This window comes from Streptomyces sp. NPDC003393 (assembly GCF_053589015.1).
Window position 1 is genome coordinate 55,766 of record NZ_JBSFRB010000042.1, and the last position, 21,589, is coordinate 77,354.

At 72.3% G+C, this 21,589-nt stretch carries 20 protein-coding genes and 1 riboswitch; of the genes, 13 read left to right on the top strand and 7 right to left on the bottom strand.

Features of this window, described 5'->3' with window-relative positions; translation table 11 throughout:
• Positions 1–79: 79 nt before the first annotated feature.
• The 3 genes from ACWDUZ_RS31085 to ACWDUZ_RS31095 all read right to left on the bottom strand — a co-directional run bounded on the left by ACWDUZ_RS31085 (position 80) and on the right by ACWDUZ_RS31095 (position 3,339).
• Positions 80–1,009 (bottom strand): LLM class F420-dependent oxidoreductase, encoded by a 930-nt coding sequence (locus ACWDUZ_RS31085; protein ID WP_451635140.1) that lies wholly within the window; start codon positions 1,007–1,009, stop codon positions 80–82.
• A gap of 133 nt (positions 1,010–1,142) precedes the next feature.
• Entirely contained in the window at positions 1,143–1,838 is a 696-nt protein-coding gene (locus ACWDUZ_RS31090) for a DUF5995 family protein (RefSeq protein ID WP_451635141.1), read from the bottom strand.
• A gap of 97 nt (positions 1,839–1,935) precedes the next feature.
• The gene (locus ACWDUZ_RS31095) at positions 1,936–3,339 is read right to left on the bottom strand and encodes a uracil-xanthine permease family protein (RefSeq protein ID WP_451635142.1); all 1,404 of its coding nucleotides are present in this window, start codon (positions 3,337–3,339) and stop codon (positions 1,936–1,938) included.
• A gap of 154 nt (positions 3,340–3,493) precedes the next feature.
• On the opposite strand from ACWDUZ_RS31095, the gene ACWDUZ_RS31100 reads away from it, so the two are divergent.
• A complete protein-coding gene (locus ACWDUZ_RS31100) occupies positions 3,494–3,952 on the top strand; it encodes an acyl-CoA thioesterase (RefSeq protein ID WP_451635143.1) in 459 nt (152 codons plus the stop codon).
• Here ACWDUZ_RS31100 and ACWDUZ_RS31105 read toward each other — a convergent pair.
• A complete protein-coding gene (locus tag ACWDUZ_RS31105; RefSeq protein WP_451635144.1) occupies positions 3,912–5,123 on the bottom strand; it encodes an MFS transporter in 1,212 nt (403 codons plus the stop codon). The genes ACWDUZ_RS31100 and ACWDUZ_RS31105 overlap by 41 nt on opposite strands.
• A 125-nt stretch (positions 5,124–5,248) precedes the next feature.
• Here ACWDUZ_RS31105 and ACWDUZ_RS31110 point away from each other — a divergent pair, with 125 nt between their 5' ends.
• Positions 5,249–6,490, top strand: coding sequence for an ROK family transcriptional regulator (locus ACWDUZ_RS31110; protein WP_451635145.1), 1,242 nt, complete (start codon positions 5,249–5,251; stop codon positions 6,488–6,490).
• A gap of 160 nt (positions 6,491–6,650) precedes the next feature.
• On the opposite strand, the gene ACWDUZ_RS31115 is transcribed toward ACWDUZ_RS31110, so the two are convergent.
• A complete protein-coding gene (locus ACWDUZ_RS31115) occupies positions 6,651–7,409 on the bottom strand; it encodes an SDR family oxidoreductase (protein WP_451635146.1) in 759 nt (252 codons plus the stop codon).
• Positions 7,410–7,863: 454 nt separating this feature from the next.
• Positions 7,864–7,994, top strand: a riboswitch (FMN riboswitch).
• Between the two features lie 155 nt (positions 7,995–8,149).
• Here ACWDUZ_RS31115 and ACWDUZ_RS31120 point away from each other — a divergent pair.
• The 9 genes from ACWDUZ_RS31120 to ACWDUZ_RS31160 all read left to right on the top strand — a co-directional run bounded on the left by ACWDUZ_RS31120 (position 8,150) and on the right by ACWDUZ_RS31160 (position 15,697).
• The gene (locus ACWDUZ_RS31120) at positions 8,150–8,758 is read left to right on the top strand and encodes a riboflavin synthase (RefSeq protein ID WP_451635147.1); all 609 of its coding nucleotides are present in this window, start codon (positions 8,150–8,152) and stop codon (positions 8,756–8,758) included.
• Positions 8,755–9,399, top strand: coding sequence for a nicotinamide riboside transporter PnuC (gene pnuC / locus ACWDUZ_RS31125; RefSeq protein ID WP_451635148.1), 645 nt, complete (start codon positions 8,755–8,757; stop codon positions 9,397–9,399). The genes ACWDUZ_RS31120 and pnuC overlap by 4 nt, the downstream gene beginning before the upstream one ends.
• Positions 9,396–10,754 carry a bifunctional 3,4-dihydroxy-2-butanone-4-phosphate synthase/GTP cyclohydrolase II gene (locus ACWDUZ_RS31130; protein ID WP_451635149.1) on the top strand — a complete coding sequence of 453 codons (1,359 nt, stop codon included), beginning with the start codon at positions 9,396–9,398 and terminating at the stop codon, positions 10,752–10,754. The genes pnuC and ACWDUZ_RS31130 overlap by 4 nt, the downstream gene beginning before the upstream one ends.
• 64 nt (positions 10,755–10,818) lie before the next feature.
• Positions 10,819–11,304: a 6,7-dimethyl-8-ribityllumazine synthase gene (gene ribH / locus ACWDUZ_RS31135; RefSeq protein WP_451635150.1), complete on the top strand. Its 486-nt coding sequence runs from the start codon at positions 10,819–10,821 to the stop codon at positions 11,302–11,304.
• Positions 11,305–11,338: 34 nt separating this feature from the next.
• On the top strand, positions 11,339–11,611 hold the full coding sequence (locus ACWDUZ_RS31140) for a phosphoribosyl-ATP diphosphatase (protein WP_016434182.1): 273 nt from the start codon (positions 11,339–11,341) through the stop codon (positions 11,609–11,611).
• 55 nt (positions 11,612–11,666) lie between these two features.
• Positions 11,667–12,515 (top strand): ATP phosphoribosyltransferase, encoded by an 849-nt coding sequence (gene hisG, locus ACWDUZ_RS31145; protein ID WP_451635151.1) that lies wholly within the window; start codon positions 11,667–11,669, stop codon positions 12,513–12,515.
• A 52-nt stretch (positions 12,516–12,567) separates the two neighbouring features.
• Positions 12,568–13,035, top strand: a complete 468-nt coding sequence (locus ACWDUZ_RS31150) for a PH domain-containing protein (RefSeq protein WP_451635152.1) — start codon at positions 12,568–12,570, stop codon at positions 13,033–13,035.
• A gap of 233 nt (positions 13,036–13,268) precedes the next feature.
• Entirely contained in the window at positions 13,269–14,615 is a 1,347-nt protein-coding gene (locus ACWDUZ_RS31155; RefSeq protein WP_451635153.1) for a hemolysin family protein, read from the top strand.
• A complete protein-coding gene (locus tag ACWDUZ_RS31160; protein WP_451635154.1) occupies positions 14,612–15,697 on the top strand; it encodes a hemolysin family protein in 1,086 nt (361 codons plus the stop codon). Before ACWDUZ_RS31155 ends, ACWDUZ_RS31160 begins: the two co-directional genes overlap by 4 nt.
• Positions 15,698–15,843: 146 nt before the next feature.
• On the opposite strand, the gene ACWDUZ_RS31165 is transcribed toward ACWDUZ_RS31160, so the two are convergent.
• Together ACWDUZ_RS31165 and ACWDUZ_RS31170 are read right to left on the bottom strand one after the other, a co-directional pair.
• Entirely contained in the window at positions 15,844–17,709 is a 1,866-nt protein-coding gene (locus tag ACWDUZ_RS31165) for an AAA family ATPase (RefSeq protein WP_451635155.1), read from the bottom strand.
• A 428-nt stretch (positions 17,710–18,137) separates the two neighbouring features.
• The gene (locus tag ACWDUZ_RS31170; protein ID WP_451635163.1) at positions 18,138–18,758 is read right to left on the bottom strand and encodes a uridine kinase family protein; all 621 of its coding nucleotides are present in this window, start codon (positions 18,756–18,758) and stop codon (positions 18,138–18,140) included.
• Positions 18,759–19,003: 245 nt separating this feature from the next.
• Between ACWDUZ_RS31170 and ACWDUZ_RS31175 the strand changes: the two genes are divergently transcribed.
• Complete coding sequence (locus ACWDUZ_RS31175) at positions 19,004–19,960, top strand: hypothetical protein (protein WP_451635156.1); 957 nt, start codon at positions 19,004–19,006, stop codon at positions 19,958–19,960.
• A 171-nt stretch (positions 19,961–20,131) separates the two neighbouring features.
• Positions 20,132–21,532 (top strand): amino acid permease, encoded by a 1,401-nt coding sequence (locus tag ACWDUZ_RS31180; RefSeq protein ID WP_451635164.1) that lies wholly within the window; start codon positions 20,132–20,134, stop codon positions 21,530–21,532.
• Positions 21,533–21,589: the final 57 nt, after the last annotated feature.

Below are 21,589 nucleotides of genomic sequence, written 5' to 3' on the forward strand. Positions count from 1 at the left end.
GACCGGCACCCCGGGGGACGAGCACCGGCTGTACGCAACCCCTCGGCCGACCAGCCTCCGAATCCCCGGGCGGCCCGGATCACAGCCCGGCCGCCCGGGCCTTCTCGTACACCTCCGCGGCCACGTCCTTGAGCTCCTCGGCGTCCCGCACGCTGCTCTGCAGGTCGACCAGGACCTCCTCCAGGCCGATCTCCGCGTACGGGAAGAGGTCCTCGACGAGCTGGTCCGGGCTGCCGTGGAACGGGCGCCGGTCCGCGCCCTCGTGCGCCTTGGCCGAGTAGCGCGCGTTCACCCGGAGCACCGTCTGGATCGGCTGCTGCCGGCCGCGCTCGGCGGCCAGGTCCTGCAGCGCGTGCCACTGGCCGGCGACCTGCTCGACGCCCATGGCGGTCGGCAGCCAGCCGTCGGCGTGCTCGACCAGCCGCTCCCGCGCCTTGCGGGTGCTCGCGGCCAGCAGGATCGGGATGGGCCGGGCGGGCTTGGGGCCGACCGCGGCCGAGTCGATCTCCGTGATCCGGCCGTGGTGGCGCACGGGGTCGGGCCCCCACACCGCCCGGCAGACGTCGATCACCTCGTCCAGCACCCGGCCGCGCTCCTTGATCGGCCGGATGCCCGTGGCCGCGTACTCGTCGAGGGACCAGCCGGTGCCGAAGCCGGCGATCACCCGGCCGCCGCCGGCCGCGTCCAGCGAGGCGAGGGCCTTGGCGAGCTGGAAGGGCGCGTGCAGCGGCGCGACCAGCACGCTGGTGCCCAGCCGCGCCCGCTCGGTGGCCGCCGCGGCCAGGGTGAGCGTGATCAGCGGGTCCGCCACATGACGGTAGGAGTCGGGCCAGGGCATGCCCTCGATGCCGTACAGCCCCTGGGTGGCGGGCTCCGGGAACAGGGCCCGCTCGTACACCCAGAGGCTCTCGTAGCCGATGTGTTCCGCGGCGCGCGCCACGTCGGGCACGTCTTTGCCGAGGTGGTACTGCCGGTTCTGGGGAAGGCCGAGTCCCAGACGGATCGCCATGGCGGTGTGCTCCTTCGTGATCTTCCGTGTCCCTCGGTCAACGTACAGTGATCACGCGGGAGTTCCCCGGCCCATTCCTCCGCAGGTCTTCGGCCGGCGTGACCCCGTCCGGTCCCGGTGCTCCGGTCGGGTGTCAGTCCGGCAGCGGAGTGAGCATCATGCGTCCGGCGAAGCCGACCGCCGCGTCCAGCCGCTGGGCGAACTCCTCGGCCACGTCGGGCAGTCGGCGCAGCGCCCACAGTGCCCGCGCGGCCGACCAGGCGGCGTCCCGGGCCCGTTCCAGGCTCCACGCGCCCAGCAGATGGGTGAGCGGGTCGGCGATCTGGAGCAGGTCCGGACCGGGCATCAGGTCTTCCCTGACCCGCTCCTCCAGTGCGACGAGCAGGTCGCCCACACGGTCGAAGTCGCCCTCCAGATCGGCGGGCTCGCACCCCAGCGCGGCGCACGCGTCGACGACGGCCAGCGCCAGGTCGTGCCCGATGTGCGCGTTGATGCCCGCGAGCGCGAACTGCAGCGGGCGCACGCCGGGATGGCGGCGGAACTGGAGCAGCGGCCGCCAGCAGGCCGGCGCGCGCCGGCCTTCCGTCGCCGTGTCCACGGCCGCCAGATACCGCTCGGCGAACCGCACGTCCAGTGTGGCCGCGGCCCTCGGGTCCGCGAACCGCCCGGCCGCCAGACGCCGGTCGACCGCCTCGGTGACGGCGAGGTAGACCCGGTTGAACACCGCGATCCCGTCCCGCTCCGGCAGTGCCGCGTCCAGCTCCCGCATCCGGGCGAGGGCCGCGTCCACTGTGTCCAGGCGGGGGGTGAGTTGTGCCGATTGCCCCATGGGGGCAGCGTCCCAGGCCGGGCCCGGAGCCGGTGCCGACGGGCCCGGCGCTTCCCCGGAACGGGGGAACGCGCGCCTGGTACGAGCCCGCGCCGCGCTACGACTGGGCGTGCTGGGTGCCGGGCCGCCCCGGCTCGTCGTACGACGACGTGCCCTCGTCGAGCAGTGGTTCCTGCTTCTTCAGGTGCGCGGGCGCGAAGGCGCGCAGCGCGTGGTAGCCGGTGATGACGACGAGCGTGCCGAGCGCGATGCCGCTGAGCGAGAAGGTGTCGGTGAACTTCATGCTGACGTTGCCGACGCCGATGATGATGCCCGCCGCGGCCGGCACCAGGTTCAGCGGGTTCCGCAGGTCCACCTTGGCGTTGCTCCAGATCTGCGCGCCCAGCAGCCCGATCATGCCGTACAGGATGACGGTGATGCCGCCGAGGACGCCGCCGGGGATCGCGGCCACGACCGCGCCGAACTTGGGGCAGATGCCGAACAGCAGCGCGAAGCCGGCCGCGGCCCAGTAGGCGGCGGTGGAGTAGACGCGGGTGGCGGCCATCACGCCGATGTTCTCGGAGTACGTGGTGTTGGGCGGGCCGCCCACGGCCGTCGACAGGACGGAGGCGACACCGTCCGCGGAGATGGCCGTGCCCAGCTTGTCGTCCAGTGGGTCGCCGGTCATCTCGCCGACCGCCTTGACGTGGCCGGCGTTCTCCGCGACGAGCGCGATCACGACCGGCAGCGCGACCAGGATCGCCGACCAGTGGAAGGCCGGGCCGTGGAAGGACGGCAGCCCGATCCAGTCGGCCTTGCCGACACCGGAGAGGTCCAGGCGCCAGTGGTCGGTGAGCCTGCCGCTGCCGTCCACGGAGTGGATCTTGCCGAAGAGCTGGTCGGAGACCCAGGAGACGGCGTAGCCGAAGACCAGGCCGAGGAAGATCGCGATCCGGGACCAGAAGCCGCGCAGACACACGACGGCCAGCCCGGTGAACAGCATCACCAGCAGGGCCGTCCACTGGTCCTGCGGCCAGTACGTGGAGGCGGTCACCGGGGCGAGGTTGAAGCCGATCAGCATCACGACCGCGCCGGTGACGATCGGCGGCATCGCCGCGTGGATGATGCGCGCGCCGAAGCGCTGCACGGCCAGACCGACCAGGAACAGCGCGATGCCCACCACGAGGACCGCACCGGTCACGGTCGCGCTGGTGCCGCCCTGTGCCCGGATGACCGCGGCGACACCCACGAAGGACAGCGAGCACCCCAGGTAGCTGGGCACCCGGCCGCGGGTGGCGAGCAGGAAGATCACGGTCGCGACGCCCGACATCATGATCGCGAGGTTCGGGTCGAGGCCCATGAGCACGGGGGCCACGAAGGAAGCACCGAACATCGCCACGACGTGCTGGGCGCCGAGTCCGACCGTGCGGGGCCAGGAGAGCCGTTCGTCGGGCCGGACGACCGCTCCTGGTGCGGGCGTGCGCCCGTCACCGTGCAGTTTCCAGCGCACGCCGAGGTCCATGGTGGGGTTTCGCTTTCTCTGAACGGGAAGATGTCCGAAACCCATTGTCCGGGTTCCTGGCAAGCGGCCTGCACCGCGCCCGCCGACGCCCCTGAGCATCCGCTTAGGATGAGGGGTCGTATCCCTCCTCACCAGCACGTCCAGGAGCCCCGCCGTGACCGCCGAAGCACCCGCCGCCCCCGCCCTGTCGTACGGCCGGCTGATCCCCGTCGCCGTCCACTTCGACGACCTGGACGCGCTCGGGCTGTTGCACAATGCCCGGTATCCGCTGCTGGTGGAGCGGGCCTGGGCCGAGCTGTGGCACGAGCACGGTTTCCGCTTCGAGGGCGACTGGGCCGCCGCCGGGGACGCCTGCAACGCGGTCAAGGAACTGCGGATCAGCTACGACGCGCCGGTGACCCGGCCGGGTGCGTACGCCGTCCACCTGTGGCTGGAGCGGCTCGGCAGGACCGGACTGACGTACGGCTTCCGGTTCTGCTCGGCCGACGGCGCCCTGACCTACGCCCGGGGAAGCCGCGTCCTGGTCAGGCTGGATTCGGCCACCCTGCGCCCCGCGCCGTGGAGCGAGGAGTTCAGGGCCGCGGGTCGGGAACTGCTGCGGCCGGCCGGCTGACCTTCGGGCGGTCGCGGTCGCCCGCCCGCAGCACCCCCGCGAACGCGGCCAGGCCGCACGCCAGCAGCGTCACCAGGCCGAACGACACCACCAGGCTGGTCGCCTCGGCGAGTCCGCCGATCGCGCCCGGCGCCACCAGGCCGGAGGTGTAGGTGATGGTCGCCACACCCGCGATGGCCTGGCTGGGGTTCGGGCCGCTGCGGCCGGCCGCCGCGAAGCACAGCGGCACCACGACCGCGATGCCGAGGCCCAGCAGCGCGAACCCGGTCATCGCCACCGCCGGATGTCCCGCGACGACGACGAGCAGGCCGCCGGCCACGGCCAGCACACCGCTCGCCCGCACCGTGCGCACGGAGCCGAACCGGTCGACCACCTTGTCGCCCGCGATCCGCGCCACGGCCATGGTGAGGGTGAACCCGGTGGTGCAGGCCGCCGCGAGCCCGGCCGACGTCTCCAGCCGGTCGCGCAGGTACACCGCCGACCAGTCCAGGCTCGCGCCCTCCGCGAACACCGCGCAGAACCCGATCGCGCCGATCAGCAGCGCCGACTTCGGCGGCAGCGCGAACCGGGGCGGCGGCTCCTCGTCCTCGGCCGGCTGGAGGTCGAGCACCCAGGTGCAGGCGACCAGGCCCAGCACGGTCAGCACGCCGGCCGCCAGGACGTGGTGCAGGCGGGCGTCCGAGCCCAGGTGCGCGGCGAGCGTGCCGGCCGCCGAGCCGGTCAGGGCGCCCGCGCTCCACATACCGTGCAGGCCCGACATGATCGAGCGGCCGAGCCGGTTCTCGACCTCCACGCCGAGGGCGTTCATCGCGACGTCCGCCATGCCCGCCGAGGCGCCGTAGACGAACAGGGCCAGGCAGAGGGTGAGGAGGTTCGGGGCGAGGGCGGGCAGGACCAGGGAGAGCGTCCACAGGGCGAGCAGGCCGCGCAGCGCGGTACGGGCGCCGAAGCGGTGGCTGATGCCGCCCGCGAGCGGCATCGCCACGGAGGCGCCGAGCGCGGGGAAGGCCAGGGCCAGGCCGAGCTGCCCGGCGCTGACCGAGGCGTGGTCCTGGATCCACGGCACCCGGGTGGCGAACGAACCCGTGACGGCGCCGTGCACGGCGAACACGGCCGCCACGGCGTACCGGGCGCGCCGCACCTCGCGCTGTCCGTCGACCACTGCACTCATTGTCCGGCCCCTCCTGTGGGTCCCTCCTACGCGTCGCCGTAAACTATCAGGGACCCTGCCTGATAGATAGGGGATATCCGGCGCCGCCCGCGTCGCGGCCCCGCAGATCTGGGAGGATTCCCGGCATGCCCGCATCCCCGAGCACCGCCCGGGCCATCAACGACCGGCTCGCCCTGCGCCTGTTGCAGCAGGAGGGACCGTTGACGGCGGGGCAGCTGAAGCAACTCACCGGCCTGTCCCGGCCGACGGTCGCGGACCTCGTCGAACGCCTGACGGCGTCCGGCCTCATCACCGTGGTGGGGGAGGCGGGGGAGCAGCGGCGCGGCCCGAACGCGCGGCTGTACGGGATCGTCGCCGACCGCGCCCACCTGGCCGCCCTCGACGTACGCACCGAGAGCGTCTCGGTGACCGTGTCCGACCTGCTCGGGCGTGAGCTGGCCGCGGCGTCCGTGCCGATCGGCGACGACACCGGGACCGGGCCCGCGGTCGAGCAGGCGGTCACGCTGGTGGAGCGGGTGGCGAAGGAGGCGGGGGCGGAGCAGCTGCACACCGTCGGCATCGGCGCACCCGGCCTGATCGACCCGGACACGGGCGAGCTGCGCGACTCCACCGGCCTGCCCGCCTGGCACCGCCGGCTGGTGGCCGCGTTGCAGGAACGGCTGCCGCGGGCCCGGGTCATCGTCGAGAACGAGACCAACCTCGCGGCACTGGCCGAGCAGCGGGACGGAGCCGCCCGGCGGCGGGACACCTTCGTCCTGCTGTGGCTCGGTCACGGCACGGGTGCGGCGGTGGTCCTGGACGGGGCGCTGCGCCGCGGCGCCTCCGGCGGCACCGGAGAGATCGGCTTCCTGCCCGTGCCCGGTTCCGGGGGTGTGCCGTCGGCGACGGACTGCGCGGGTGGCTTCCACTCGCTGGCCGGGGCGGCGGCGGTGACGGAACTGGCACGGGCGTGCGGACTGGCGGGGGAGCGCGGAACGGCGGAGCCGCCGGCCGCGGAGTTGGTGCGCCGCGCCGCCGCGTCCCTGGGGGAGGCGCCCGCGGAACGGGTCGCCTCGGGGGACGTCGCCCGGGCCGCCCACTTCCTGGACGCCCTCGCCGACCGGGTCGCCCTCGGCGTCGCCGCCGCCGTGGCCGTCCTGGATCCCGGGTGCGTGGTTCTGGGCGGGGAGATCGGGCAGGCCGGCGGAGACGTGCTCGCCGCGCGCGTGGCCGAGCGGGTCGAGCGGATGTCGCCGCTGCGGACGGAGGTGCGGGCGAGTGCGCTGGGGGGCGGGGCCGTGCTGCGGGGGGCGTTGCTGACGGCGCGGGAACGCGCGCAGGACGAGTTGTTCGCACCGGCGGGATCACCCACCGACCCGATGCGGTGACTTCCGGAAACGACCGCGCGGGGCTCCGCCCCGTGCACGCCGGGCTCGCACCCGCCCTCGTCGACCGGGTGGCCGGTCGGCGGCCCGCGTCCCGCAGCCCCCGCACCCCTGGACCGGCCCGGACTTCGCCTGCCGGAGCGCACCTGCGACCCCTCCGGCATCAGCCCCGGCGTCCGCCACCTTCGAAACGGGTCGTGAGGAACTCCTCGAAGGTCCGCTTGCCCACCGCCTGAGCGGGAGTCACATGGCCGCCCTCCCGGAAGGCTCGGTAGGTCCGGCCCGCCAGAGGGACCGCCACTACCGGACGGCGGCGGGCCGTGGCCTTCAGGTAGGCGCGGGCCAGGGAGTCGAAGGTGCGGACCTGCGGACCGCCCATGTCCGGGACGCGGCCCGCCGGTGTGGAGGTCGCCAACTCGGCGAGCCGCGCGGCGACTTCGGCGACCTCGATCGGCTGGTCGCGCACGTGCGCCGGGAGCAGCATGACCGGCGGCCTGGCCAGGGTCTGGAAGATGGTGGCCAGCAGGTCGTGGAACTGGGTGGTCCGCAGCACCGTCCAGCCCAGGCCCGATTCCTGGATCAGTCTCTCCACCGCGTGCTTGGTCCGGTAGTAGCCGAGCGGGACCCGGTCGACCCCCACGATGGAGATGTAGACCAGGTGGCCCACCCCCGCCCCGCGCGCCGCCGCGATCAGATGTGCGGCCGCCTCCTCGTCGCCGCCCCGGGGCGAACTCGCGCAGTGCACGATCGTGTCCACGCCCGCGACCGCCGCGTCCAGCGCGGGACCTCCCTCGCGCAGATCGACGGCGTACGGCTCGGCGTGCCGGCTGAGCACCCGCACCTCGTGTCCGTCCGCGCGCAGCCGTTCGACGACGAGCCGGCCGAGCGTTCCCGTGCCGCCGGTCACCAGGATCATGGTCATGCTGTTCAGTCCCTCCGGACACGGACATCGGCGCTCCCGGGTGAGAGCCCCTCGTCAGCCATTCCCGTTCGGGCCGGATCATCATCACGCGCGGTCGGCGCCACCTGATCGCCGTGTACGTCGTGCAGTGCGCCCGGCAGGCAGAGGCGGGCCGTGGACGGGCAGGAACTCGCTCCGCAAGCGGCGGCGTTGACGGTTGACGCTTTGGTCTAGTCCTTTTAGGGTCTGACTCCTGCACAGGCCGGTCCGGCGGCGGTGACGACGGCCCTTGCCCGCCGCCGGACCTTTCGACCGGCCAGGCTTCCGTCCGGGCGCGTGCACCGCGTCGCGGTCGTGCCCCGGTCGGGTTCGCGGCCACGTTCGCCGGAACTGCGATGCAGCCTGTGAGCGAACCCACACCGTTCGTCCGCATGGACGCCGAGTGGACGTGGCAGACTGGGCCTCGTACCAGTAGCAGCGCACTCCGGGGTCGGTGAAAGTCCGAACCGGCGGTTACAGTCCGCGACCCGGTCGCTTCCAGCGGCCGGTTGACCAGGTGAAATTCCTGGACCGACGGTTAAAGTCCGGATGGGAGGCAGTGCGCGGCGAGCGGGCACGCATATGTGCGCGTCGCCGTCTACGGGCTCGCCCTCAGGGCGAGTTGTCGTCAGGCGTCGCCGTACCGAGTGTTCTCGTTCGTGTTCTCTGTCGTCATCGACAGCCCCGGAGTCCGTGCCCGAAGAGGCAGGAGGACCCGGGAAGTGTTCACCGGAATCGTCGAAGAGCTGGGCGAGGTCACCGCCGTCGAGAACCTTGGCGACGCCGCTCGCTTCAGGCTCCGCGGCCCCGTCGTGACCCAAGGCGCACAGCACGGCGACTCCATCGCCGTGAACGGGGTCTGTCTCACCGTCGTCGAACACGAGGGCGACGAATTCACCGCCGACGTCATGGCGGAGACCCTCAAGCGCTCCAGCCTCGGCGTCCTCGCCGCCGGCTCCCGCGTCAACCTCGAACGTCCCACCGCCGTCGGCGCGCGCCTCGGCGGGCACATCGTGCAGGGGCACGTCGACGGCACCGGCACCGTCCTGGAGCGCACGCCCTCCGAGCACTGGGAGATCGTGAAGATCTCGCTGCCCGCCGACCTCGCGCGCTACGTCGTCGAGAAGGGCTCGATCACCGTCGACGGCATCAGCCTCACCGTCGTCGACGCCGGCGCCGACCACTTCACCGTCAGTCTCATCCCCACCACCCTCGCCCTCACCACCCTCGGCCTGAAGCAGCCCGGCGACCCGGTCAACCTCGAGGTCGACGTCGTCGCCAAGTACGTCGAGCGGCTGCTCGGCGACCGTGCGCGGGGGGCCGGGAAGTGAACTGGCTCAACTCCGAGGCGTTCACCCTTCTGGGCCAGCACATCAAGTGGTCCGACATGATCGGCAACGTCATCGGCCTGCTCGGCCTGGCGTTCGGATGGCGCCGCTCCCTATGGAGCTGGCCCACCCAGTTCCTGTCCGGTCTGATCCTCTTCACGGCCTTCGCCACCGCCCATCTCTCCGGCAGCGCCGGCAAGCAGATCGTCGTGATGGTCGTCGCGGTCTACGGCTGGTGGCAGTGGAACCGCGGCAAGGACCGGGCGGCGGACGGCCACGTGGCCGTACGGTTCGCCACCTGGCGCGAGCGGGCGGTCCTGCTCGGCGCCGCCGCCGTCGGCACGGTCGCGGTCGCCGGCCTGTTCAAGGCCTACCCGTCCCTGTCCTGGGACCCCTGGCCCGACGCCTACATCTTCGTCGGCACCATCGTCGCCATGTACGCCCAGGCGCGCGGCATGGTCGAGTTCTGGTTCGCCTGGCTGCTCGTCGACGTCGTCGGCGTCCCGCTCAACTTCGCCAACGGCTTCGCCTTCTCCGGCTTCGTCTACGTCATCTACGGCGCGCTCGTCCTGTGGGGCATGCGCGACTGGTGGCTGCGCTCCCGCCGGGCCGCGCAGCCCGTCCTGGAAGGAGCGCCCGCATGACCGCGGCACCCATCCTCTACAGCAATGAGGCCTACGGCAGCGACGCCTACGGCACCGACACGGCCGAGGACTTCGCGCTCGACCCGGTCGAGCAGGCCGTCGCGGACATCGCGGCCGGCCGGCCCGTCGTCGTCGTCGACGACGAGGACCGCGAGAACGAGGGCGACCTCGTCATCGCCGCCGAGAAGGCGACCCCCGAGATCATCGCCTTCATGATGAGCGAGTGCCGCGGCCTGATCTGCGCCCCCATGGAGGGGGAGGAACTCGACCGGCTCGAGCTGCCGCAGATGGTGGAGGACAACACCGAGTCGATGAAGACCGCCTTCACCATCTCCGTCGACGCCTCCGCCGCCCACGGCGTCACCACCGGCATCTCCGCCGCCGACCGCGCCACCACTCTCCAACTGCTGGCGAGCGGCACGGCCGAGCCGGCCGACCTCGTCCGCCCCGGCCATGTCTTCCCGCTCCGCGCCAGGCCCGGCGGTGTGCTCGTCCGCGACGGCCACACCGAGGCCGCCGTGGACCTGGCCCGGCTCGCGGGGCTGCGCCCGGCCGGCGCGATCGTCGAGATCGCCGGCGAGGACGGCCGGATGCTGCGTCTGCCCGAGCTGACGGTCTTCGCCCGCAAGCACGGTCTGACGATCATCTCCATCGCGGATCTGATCGCCTACCGGCGCGCCGGCGAGTCCCCGGTCGCCGAGCCCACCGTCCGCCGCGAGGCCGAGGTCAGCCTGCCCACCCGGCACGGCGTCTTCACCGCGTACGGCTACCGCTCCACCGCCGACGGCGTCGAACACGTCGCCCTCGTCCACGGCGAGATCGGGGACGGCGAGGACGTCCTGGTCCGCGTCCACTCCGAGTGCCTGACCGGCGACGTCTTCGGCTCGCTGCGCTGCGACTGCGGCCCCCAGCTGGACGCCGCCCTGGAACGCATCCAGGCCGAGGGCAGGGGAGTGGTGGTCTACCTGCGCGGCCACGAGGGCCGCGGCATCGGCCTGATGTCCAAGCTGCGGGCCTACGAGCTCCAGGAACGCGGCCGCGACACGCTGGACGCCAACCTCGAACTCGGCCTGCCCGCCGACGCCCGCGACTACGGCGCCGGCGCACAGATCCTCCAGGACCTCGGGGTCAGCGGCGTCCGCCTGATGACCAACAACCCCGACAAGACCGAGGCGCTGCTGCGCCACGGCATCAAGGTCACCGGACGTGAGCCCATGCCGGTCCAGGCGGGCGAGCACAACATCCGCTACCTGCGCACCAAGCGGGACCGGATGGGGCACGACCTGCCCTGGCTGGACACCCCCGCCGCGGCGGCGACCACGGCCGCGACCGCGGCCACCTGCGGCAACCAGTAGGACCCGCGGGACAGCAAGACCGGCAAGACAGCAAGACCAGCAAGACCAGGAACCGAGGAGACACGTGAGCGGCAAGGGTGCACCGGAACTGTCCGTCCAGAACGTCGGGGACCTCAGGGTCGCCGTCATCGCGGCACAGTGGCACGAGAAGGTGATGGACGGACTGGTGGACGGCGCCTTGCGCGCCCTGCACGAACTGGGGATCGACGAGCCGACCCTGCTCAGGGTCCCCGGCAGCTTCGAGCTCCCGGTGGTGGCGAAGGTCCTGGCGGGCCGCGGCTACGACGCGGTCGTGGCGCTCGGCGTCGTCATCCGCGGCGGCACGCCGCACTTCGACTACGTCTGCCAGGGCGTCACCAACGGCCTGACCCAGGTGTCGGTGGAGACCGGCGTGCCCGTCGGCTTCGGCGTGCTCACCTGCGACACCGAGGAGCAGGCGCTGGACCGGGCCGGCCTGGCCGGTTCCAGCGAGGACAAGGGGCACGAGGCGGTGACCGCGGCGGTCGCGACGGCCGCCACGCTGCGCTCGGTATCCGAACCCTGGCGCTGAGGAGCGGCCCGGAGCGCGTAGGGTTAGCAGCACCATGTCCAAGAAGACGTTCGAGGAGCTCTTCACGGAGCTCCAGCACAAGGCCGCCCATGGCGACCCCGCCACCTCCCGGACCGCCGAGCTGGTGGGCAAGGGGGTGCATGCCATCGGCAAGAAGGTCGTCGAGGAGGCCGCCGAGGTCTGGATGGCCGCCGAGCACGAGGGCAAGGAGGCGGCCGCCGAGGAGATCTCGCAGCTGCTCTACCACGTCCAGGTGATGATGGTCGCCCGCGGCATCTCGCTGGACGACGTCTACGCCCACCTGTAACCCGCTTGCCGCAAGAAGCCGTACCGACCCCCGTCACGCAAAGGAAGCCGACCTCATGCTGCGCATCGCCGTCCCCAACAAGGGTTCACTCTCCGGCCCTGCGGCGGACATGCTGCATGAGGCCGGTTACCAGCAGCGGCGCGAGTCCAAGGAACTGCGGATCGTCGACCCGGAGAACGAGGTGGAGTTCTTCTACCTCCGCCCCCGCGACATCGCGATCTACGTCTCCTCCGGCCGCCTCGACATCGGCATCACCGGCCGCGACCTGCTCATCGACTCCGGCGCCAACGCCGAGGAGATCCTGCCCCTCGGCTTCGCCCGCTCCACCTTCCGCTACGCCACCAAGCCCAGCACCGCGACCGGCGTGGCGGACCTGAGCGGCATGACGGTCGCCACCTCCTACGAGGGCATCGTCGCCAAGCACCTCGCGGACAACGGCGTCGACGCCTCCGTCGTGCACCTCGACGGCGCCGTGGAGACCGCCATCGAGCTGGGCGTCGCCGAGGTCATCGCCGACGTCGTCGAGACCGGCACCTCCCTGCGCAACGCCGGCCTGGAGGTCATCGGCGAGCCGATCATGAAGTCCGAGGCGATCGTCGTCCGCCGCACCGGCGCCGACGCCGAGGAGCCCAAGGTGCAGCAGTTCCTGCGCCGCCTCCAGGGCGTCCTGGTCGCCCGGACGTACGTGATGATGGACTACGACTGCCGGGTCGAGCAGCTGGAGAAGGCCGTCGCGCTGACCCCGGGCCTGGAGTCCCCGACCGTCTCCCCGCTGCACAACGAGGGCTGGGTCGCCGTACGCGCCATGGTCCCGGCCAGGGAGGCCCAGCGGATCATGGACGACCTGTACGCCATCGGCGCCCGCGCCATCCTGACCACGGCCATCCACGCCTGCCGCCTCTGAGCGGCCGGACGGCACCGAACGGCACGCGGAAGGTCAGAGAGGGTCCACGACGATGTCCGACCTGCCCGAACTCCCCGTCACGTTCCGGCCGGCGCACACCCGTGTGGTGCTGCTCACGGCCGGGGTGGCGATCTTCGTGGTGATCACGGTCGTAGCGCTGCTGCTGGAGCAGCTCAGCCCCGGAGAACGCATCAGCTTCGTCTTCACGGGCGCACTCCTGTTCGGGGTGCTGATGCTGCTCGCCCGGCCGAAGGTCGTCGTCGACGACTCGGGCGTCACCGTCGTCAACATCGTCGGCAGGCGCCGTCTGGAGTGGCCGGAGATCCTCCAGGTGAACCTGCGCCCCGGCGACCCGTGGGTGTTCCTCAACCTCAGCGACGGCACCAGCCTGCCCGCCCTCGGCATCCAGCCCGGCATCGCCAAGCAGCGTGCGATCGCCGACGCACGCGCCCTGCGCGCCCTCGTCGAGGCCCGTTCCGTCCACGACCCCGAGCGGTCCGAGGGTGAACCTCAGGGCTGACTCGGGGACGTCCACCCTGACACACAGGGCCGGGTCTTGATTAATCTGTTGACGGAGGCGTTTTTCGCGGCGCCTCCGCCCCTGAGCTCCGACCGGCGCCAGGGGCTCCTGCTACCCGAGGAGTGACTCCCTCCAGCGATGGACGGATCGTCCTGTAGTACCTGCGCCGCCCCCTGCCGACATAGCGCGGACCCCGACACCGAGGTCCGCGCCCACGCGGAGGCGGCGGCATCATGACCATCCCCCTGCTGCTCCTCGGAGCGGCCTTCCTGCTGATCCTGGCCAACGGCTTCTTCGTCGCGGCCGAGTTCGGCCTGGTCACGGTCGAGCGCCCGGACGCCGAGAAGGCGGCCGCCGAGGGCGACAAACGCGCCCGTACGGTCGTGGAGTCGCTGGGGGAGCTGTCCTTCCAGCTCTCCGGCACCCAACTGGGCATCACCATCACCTCCCTGGTCGTCGGCATGCTCGCCGAACCGGCGCTGGCCGCTCTGCTGAGTCGGCCCTTCACCGCGATCGGCGTCCCCGAGGGCGCCGTCTCCGGGGTCGCCGTGGTCGTGGGGATGCTGCTCGCCTCCGCGCTCCAGATGGTGATCGGCGAACTCGTGCCCAAGAACTGGGCGGTGTCCAGGCCGCTGCAGGTCGCCCGGTTCGTGGCCGGCCCGCAGCATCTCTTCTCCCGCCTGTTCCGCCCGGTGATCGCCGCGCTCAACGCCGTCGCCAACCGGCTGGTGCGGGCCCTCGGCGTCGAGCCCGCCGAGGAGCTGGCCTCCGCACGCACCCCCGGCGAGCTGGTCTCCCTGGCCCGCCACTCGGCCCAGGCCGGTGCCCTGGAACAGGACACGGCCGACCTCTTCGTCCGCACGCTGTCCCTGGGCGAGCTGACCGCGCAGCACGTGATGACCCCGCGGGTGAAGGTCAGCGCGCTGCAGTCCTCGGCGACCGCCGAGGACGTCGTCAACCTGACCCGTGCCACCGGCCTGTCCCGCTTCCCCGTGTACCACGAGAAGATCGACGAGATCGTCGGCATGGTCCACCTCAAGGACGCCCTCGCGGTCCCGGTGCACGACAGGCTGCGCACCCCCGTCGGCCGGATAGCCCGGCCGGCCCTGATGGTCCCCGAGAGCCTGCCGGTGCAGCCGCTGCTCGCCCAGCTGCGCAGCGAGCAGCCCATCGCGGTCGTCGTCGACGAGTACGGCGGCACCGCGGGCGTCGTCACGCTGGAGGACATCGTCGAGGAACTCGTCGGCGAGGTCCGCGACGAGCACGACGCCAAGGACGTGCCCGAGCTCGCCCCCGCGCCGCCGGAGGACGGCCGGCCCGCCTGGGACGTCGACGGCGGCTGCCGTGTCGACCTCCTCAGGCGCATCGGCCTGGAGGCGCCCGAAGGCCCCTACGAGACCGTCGCCGGCCTGGTCGCCGACCTGCTCGGCCGGATCCCGGCCCCCGGTGACCGGGCGGAGCTGCCGGGCTGGCGGCTGTCCGTGCGCCAGGTCGGGCACTACCGCGCCGAGCGCGTCCGCCTGGTGCGGACCGCGGCCGCGGGCGATGCCGTGGCGAACGTGGTGGAGGCCACCCGATGAGCGTTCTGCAACTGGCCTTCGCCGGGCTCCTCGTCCTCGCCAACGGCTTCTTCGTCGGCGCCGAGTTCGCGCTCGTCTCCGTCCGCCGCAGCCAGATCGAACCGCTCGGCACCGCCCGGGCCCGCCAGGTGCTCTACGGCCTGGAGCGGCTGCCGCAGATGATGGCGGCCGCCCAGTTCGGCATCACCGTCTGCTCGCTGACCCTCGGCGCCGTCGCCGAACCGACGGTGGCCCACCTGCTGGAGCCGGTGTTCACCTGGATGCACCTGCCCGAGGGCATGGTCCACCCGCTCGGCTACGTCATCGCGCTCGCGGCCGTGGTCTTCTTCCACCTGGTCATCGGCGAGATGGTGCCGAAGAACCTCGCCATGGCGGCACCGGAGAAGGCGGCGCTGTGGCTCAGCCCCGGCCTGGTCGCCTTCGCCCGCGTCTGCAAGCCGGTGACCGTGGCGCTCGGCGCCTGCGCCAAGGGCGTCCTGCGGTTGTTCCGCGTCGAGCCCAAGGACGAGGTCGAGGCCGCCTTCACCAGCGAGCAGCTCAACCGTCTGGTGGAGGACTCCGGCCAGGCCGGGCTCCTGGACCCCGAGGAGCAGGAGCGGCTGGAGGACGCGCTGGAGCTGGGCTCCCGCCCGGTCCTGGACGTGCTGCTCGGCCGTGAGGCGCTGGTGACCGTCAGCCCGTCCGTCACCCCCGGCGAGATCGTCGCGCTCACCGCCCGCACCGGGTACTCCCGCTTCCCGGTCGCCGCGGAGAACGGCGCCTTCATGGGCTACCTGCACGTCAAGGACGTCCTCGACCTGGAGGACTCCGACCGCGCCGTGCCGCAGCGGATATGGCGCCCGATGGCGACACTGCGCTCCGAGCTGCCGCTGGACGACGCCCTGACCGTCATGCGCCGGGCGGCCACCCACCTGGCCCAGGTCGCCGACGCGTCCGGCAAGGTGCTGGGCGTGGTGGCCCTGGAGGACGTACTGGAAGTCCTCGTGGGGGAGGTACGCGACCCCGCCCACAGGGTGGCGACGGAGATCCGCCTCACGGAACCCAGGGGGAGCGGAGAACCGGAGGAGGTCCTGGCGACCTGACACCCGACCGCGCGGCCGGCGAACCCGCCGGCCGCCGGCCGCCGGCCGCCGGCCGTCGTGCCGCACGGGCGGCCATCCGGGCGCGGCGCCGGACGCCACGCCGGCGACGCCGGCCGCGTGGCCGCGGGCGGTACGGGCGGCGTTCGTCACAGTGCCGACGGATCGTGGGGCCCCCGCCCCGAGAGCACCTCGCCGTAGGCCTGCATGAGATCCGGCAGCCGCAGTGTGGCCAGATCGTCCCGCGACAGCGTGCCCGGATACGTCGACAGCCGCAGGTCCCGGTAGGCGCAGCTCTTCTCGTACAGCGTGCGCAGGAACCGCCCGTTGCCCAGCTCGTCGATCCAGCCCTGGTCCACCACGTGTCCGGCGATCGAGCGCAGCTCGTCCAGGGCCTCGTCGTCCCACAGGTCACCGTTCTCCGCGGCGAGCACCTTGCCGATCTCGGTGAGTTCCCCGGGCCGGTACGACGGGAAGTCCACCCGGGTGGTGAAGCGCGACGACAGCCCGGGGTTGGCGGCGAGCAGCCGGTCCATCCCCTCGGGATAGCCGGCGAGGATCACCACGAGGTGGTCCCGGTTGTCCTCGGCCCGCTTCAGCAGCACCTGCAGCGCCTCGTCGCCGTACGCGTCGCCCTTGCCGTACCCGGAGTTGGACAGCGAGTAGGCCTCGTCCACGAACAGCACCCCGCCGATCGCGGAGTCGATGAGTTCGTTGGCCTTGACGGCGGTCTGGCCCAGATACTCCCCGACCAGGTCGGCCCGCTGGGCCTCCACCAGGTGGTCGCCGCCGAGCAGGCCGAGGGCGTAGAAGACGCGGCCGAGGATGCGGGCGACGGTGGTCTTGCCGGTGCCCGAGGGGCCGGAGAAGACGAAGTGCCGTTTCGGCGGCTGCACGGGCAGCCCCTGCCCGGCTCGCAGCCGAGCCATGTTCAGTTGCGCGGACAGGGCCTTGACCTGCCGTTTCACCGGTTCCAGACCCACCATGCGCTCGAGTTCGGCGAGCGCCTCCTCGAGTAACGCGGGGTCGGTGGGCCCGCTCGGCAGCGGCCCGGCGGCGACCGTGGCCCGTTCGCGCACCGCGGGGTCGGCCGCCGAGGGGAGCGGACCGGAAGCCGCCGGATCGGGCTGATCGAGCCTCACCTCGCGGCCCTCGGGGCCGAACAGCGGGTCCAGGACGTCCGAGCCGTCAACGGAGTCCTGCCCGGCACCGGTGAGGGTGATCGCCGCGAGGTCGGCGGTGTCGTCGTATCCGTCGCCCTCGGCGATGGCCGCCAGCCGCGCGGAGGTGTCCATGAAGGCGGGATCGACCCGGTGCACGGCCCGGTACAGCGGGAGGGCGGCGGCGCTGCGGCCGGTGCCCTCGTGGGCCCTGGCGAGCCAGTATCTGAGTTCCTTGCGCTGCGGCTGCTCACTGCGACAGCGCATCAGGGAGGCGGACAGCAGCGGTTCGGCCTGCCCGTACATCTCCAGTCGGACCCGGGCCATGCCGCCGAACAGGCCGGCCTCGATGCCGAGCAGCGCGTCGTCGACCAGCGGGTCGGTGTGCCGGACCAACTGCTCCCAGTCCTTGACCAGATAGGCGCGGCAGGCGTGCAGGAAGCGGACCTGGGGGTCGGTGTCCACGGGCGGCAGTCCGGCCAGCGCCCGGTCCAGTTCGGGCACGTGCCGCCCGTCCAGCCAGTGCGAGGCGTGCGCCAGCAGCAGATCGCGCGGGCTCTCCAGCACCGGCTGCACCCACCAGCCCAGCCAGTACCAGGAGTTGAGGGTGCGGCGGTGCCGGGCGCGCTGTTCGCCGAAGCGGTCGCGGTGCCGGAACATCTTCAGCAGCGCCGTCGTCGTGTCGACGCGCAGCGCGTGCAGCCCGAGCCAGCCGTCGGCCATTCCGGGATCCATCCGCACCGCGGCCCGGAACTCCTCCTCGGCCTGCGGATAGGCACCCATGGTGTAGGCGTCCACGCCGCGCAGCCAGGCGAGGTCGGCCGGGGCCTCGGGGCCCTGCGTGCCGAAGTCCATCACGTCCCCCACAAACCGTGCCCCCGTACGCCGCCGGGCATCCACCCGGCGGCTTCCTCTGGCCGAACCGCTCTGACGCGGACCGGAGTTGCAGGTGCGCGAAGCAGCCGTTCGAAGGTCGCACCGAGGGCATCGTACCTGGGGGGCCGCCGCGCGCCGAAGGGTGCGGCAGGGGGTGTTCGGGGAGGTGGGAGCGGAAAGGGCGCGTCGTGCGCCGGTGACCGAGGGTGAGCGATCGGCGCCGCGCAGCGTCCGGATATCAGGACCCGGGCAGAACGAAGCCCCCGATCACGGGGGAACAACCGGGGGCTTCGTGTCTGCGGGCGGTCCGTCTCGACCGCACATTGAGAACGTAAGACCTGTATGGTCCCCCGGTCAAGCGGAGTTGGGGTACTCGGCCAAGTTCCTGCGCAAGGGTCCTCACGGGCTCACCACATCGCCGATGGCTCGTCACGGTGAGTGACATCCCGGTCCGTATCAGCGGTCCCGGCCGGCGTCGTGAGCACCTCATATCCCTGCCCCACCTGCCGCACCAGGAGATCCGCGAAGGGTCGCGACGGGTCGTCGGCGAAGTGCCGGCGTTCCGCCTCGACCCATCCGGCCCAGAACTCCCGCTGCTCCTCCCCGTCCCGCGCCCGCCCTCGCGCCCACGACTCCTCGCGGGGCAGGTCCATCCACAACAGACGGGCCAGGTACGGGCGCAGCGCCCGGCGGCCGGCCCCCACGCCCTCGACGAGCACCACCGGCGCCGGTGGCAGCGCGCGGGCAGGGCCGGGACGCCGGGCGTGCCAGTCGTAGGGGGAGTAGTGGGCCGTCGCGCCTTGGGCCAACGGCTCGATCACCTCGGTCAGCAGCCGGCCGTCCCACGCGAACAGCTCCTCATGGCTGGCGATGTCGTCCAGATGCAGCACGGGGGCGCCGCCCAGCGCCACGGCCAGCCGGCCGGCGAACGTGGACTTCCCGGACCCGGCGTGCCCGTCGACGCCGACCAGGCGGACGGGGCCGCAGGACGGCGCAAGGTTTCGGAGGCGGGCGGCGAGGGTGTGAATGGCGATTCCCGGGGCGAGGTGGCGGCATATGTGCGGGGAACATTCTAATGGCCGCCCCGACCTGCCCCTATAGGCGCCCCTCGAATGGTGCCGAATTGAACTACTGGGTGAACGGCCGCCCGACTCCCTATTCTTGCCGGGAATCCACGGGCGGACATATCAAAAACGGCGTTCCGGTTGTGCTCCGTGATGAGTAAAGTACCTGATGCGCGACAGTGAGGCGTCGAACGGGACGGACGGGGTAGATGGCCGCTGGGTTATTCGAAGGGCAGTATGTCTGGCATCCGGCGGCGGACGACCACGCCCTGGCGAGCACATGCGTCGACGTCCGGGCCGGCCGCTGGGCGAGCGCCCGGGCCGCCCTCGCCGAGACCCGCGACGACTTCGCCCTGCGGGCCCACCGCTCCCTGGTGGTGGCCTCCGAGGCGGCCGACTCCGACCTCGCCGAACACTGGCTGGCCGAGGAACCCACACCCGAGTCCGCGCTCGTGTGGGCGCGGGTGGCCGTGATCAGGGCGCTGCGCGCCGCCGACACCCGCGACCCGCGGGCCGAACCGCTGGAGCGGACAGCCCTGTCCGCCTGCGAACGCGCCGCGGCCACGGCCCCCGCCGACCCCACCCCGTGGGTCGCCGAACTGGCCATGGCCCGGCTGCGCCGGCTGCGCGATCCGGCGCCGCAGGGGCTGCTCACCGCCCCGCCGGGACCCTGGCGGCTGTTCGCCCACATCCTGTCCCTCGACCCCTGGCACCGCGAGGCCCACCACCGTTTCCTCGCGTGTTTCTTCACCGGGTACGGCGGGTCGGTCAACGCCGCCTGGGACGTCGCCGCCTTCCTCGGCCGACGGGCACCGGCAGACAGCGCGCTGCGGCTGCTGCCGCTGGTCACCCTGGTGGAGAGCCACGACCCGGCCCGACTGCTCGCCGGCCGTGTGTGGGAACTGCCGCAGTGGCGCTCCACCGCGCTCGCCGTCTACCGGAACTGGCTGCCGACGGTGGCCGGTCACCGCTTCACCCCGGTGCTCGACCTGGCCTACCTCGCCCACGCCCTGGTCCAGGGCGGGCGTGAGTTCGAGGCCCGCGCGGTCCTCATCGCCATGGGCCCCTACGCCTCACGCATGCCGTGGTGCCTCTTCGGCGACCCCGTCGAGCAGCTCTCGCGCGCCCGGCGGGCCTGCGGCCTGCCCGTGCCCCCCACCTCCTGATCGTCCTGACCTCGCCCGACCCCCCATCGAGAGAAAGGCCGACACGTGCCGGAACGGACGACGTTCCACGGCAGGGCCGCCCCGCACACTCTCGACGACGACGCCACCCTGCACGCCATGGGCTATCCCAGATAACTCACCCGGCGCTTCAGGGCGTTCGACGACTTCGCCATATCCTTCACCATCATCAACATCATCCCGGGTATTTTCTCGTCGTTCGGATTCGGGATGAACGCGGGCGGCCCGCGCATCCTCGTATTCGGCTGGATCGGCGTGTCCGTCATGGTGCTCTTCATCGGCGCAGCCATGGCCGAAGTGGCCTCCGCATTTCCGACGAGCGGCGCGCTGTATTTCTCGGCCGGAAAACGCGCCAGGCGGCACAAGGGGGCCTGGTCGTGGTTCACCGGCTGGCTGAACTTCGTCGGCCAGGCCGGCGGCACCGCGGCCACCGGCTACGCGGCGGCCACCTTCGTCCAGGCCCTCGTCGCCCTGCAGTGGCCCTCCTACCGGCCCACGGCACACCAGACGGTGCTGATCACGGCGCTGATCATCGTGGTCCAGGGCCTGGCCAACACCTACACGGTCCGGTTGGTCGCCGTCCTGAACCGGATCTCCGTAGGGTGGCTGCTCATCGGTCTCGTGGTGATCGTGACCGCTCTCGTGGCCGTCCCCGACCACCACCGTCCCGCGTCCTTCGTCACGCATTTCGCCAACAACACCGGTTTCACGAGCGGACTTTACGGAGGCATGCTCGGCCTGCTGGTCACCAGCTGGACCTTCACCGGCTTCGACGGCGGCTTCCACATGTCCGAGGAAACGGTCCGGGCGACCGTGAACGCGCCCCGAGGCATCACCCGCGCCATCGCCTGTTCCGCCGTCACCGGTCTGATCCTCATGCTCGCCCTGGTCCTCGGCATTCACGACTACGGCCATGTGGCCGCCGCGGACGCGCCGCCCGGCCAGATCCTCATCGACGCGCTCGGCCTCGGCACCGCCAGGGCACTGCTGCTCATCGTGATCGGTGCCATGCTCTTCTGCGGCCTGGCCGACCTCACCAGCAACACCCGGCAGATCTTCGTTTTCTCCCGGGACGGCACGATGCCCGGCTCCCGCTGGTGGCACTCGGTCTCCCCGCGTACCCGCACCCCCGTCAAAGCGGTCTGGCTCGCCGTCGCCTGTTCTCTGGCGCCGATCCTGCCCGGCTGGTGGTCGCACACGGCCTTCACCGCCATCGTCAGCGTCAACGCGGTCGGGCTGTTCCTCGCCTACGCCGTGCCGATCCTGCTCCGCCTGCGTCTGGGCGACGAGTTCCAGCCGGGCCCCTGGCACCTGGGCCGCTGGGGGTGCCCGGCGGGGATCGCGGCCGTCGCCTGGATCGCCCTGAGCAGCGTGCTGTTCATGCTGCCGCAGGCCTTCCCGATCACCGTCGACTCCTTCAACTACGCCCCCGTCGCCCTGGCCGTGGTCCTGCTCGTGGCCACCCTGTGGTGGTTCGCCACGGCGCGCCGCCGCTTCCGGGGGCCGGTCAGCTACGGCCGTCCGGACGAGGTGGCGGCGATGGACCTGATCTGACGCACATGCCCCCGCCCCCGGCGCCGGTGCGCGCCGGGGGCTCGCCCTGCTGCAAGG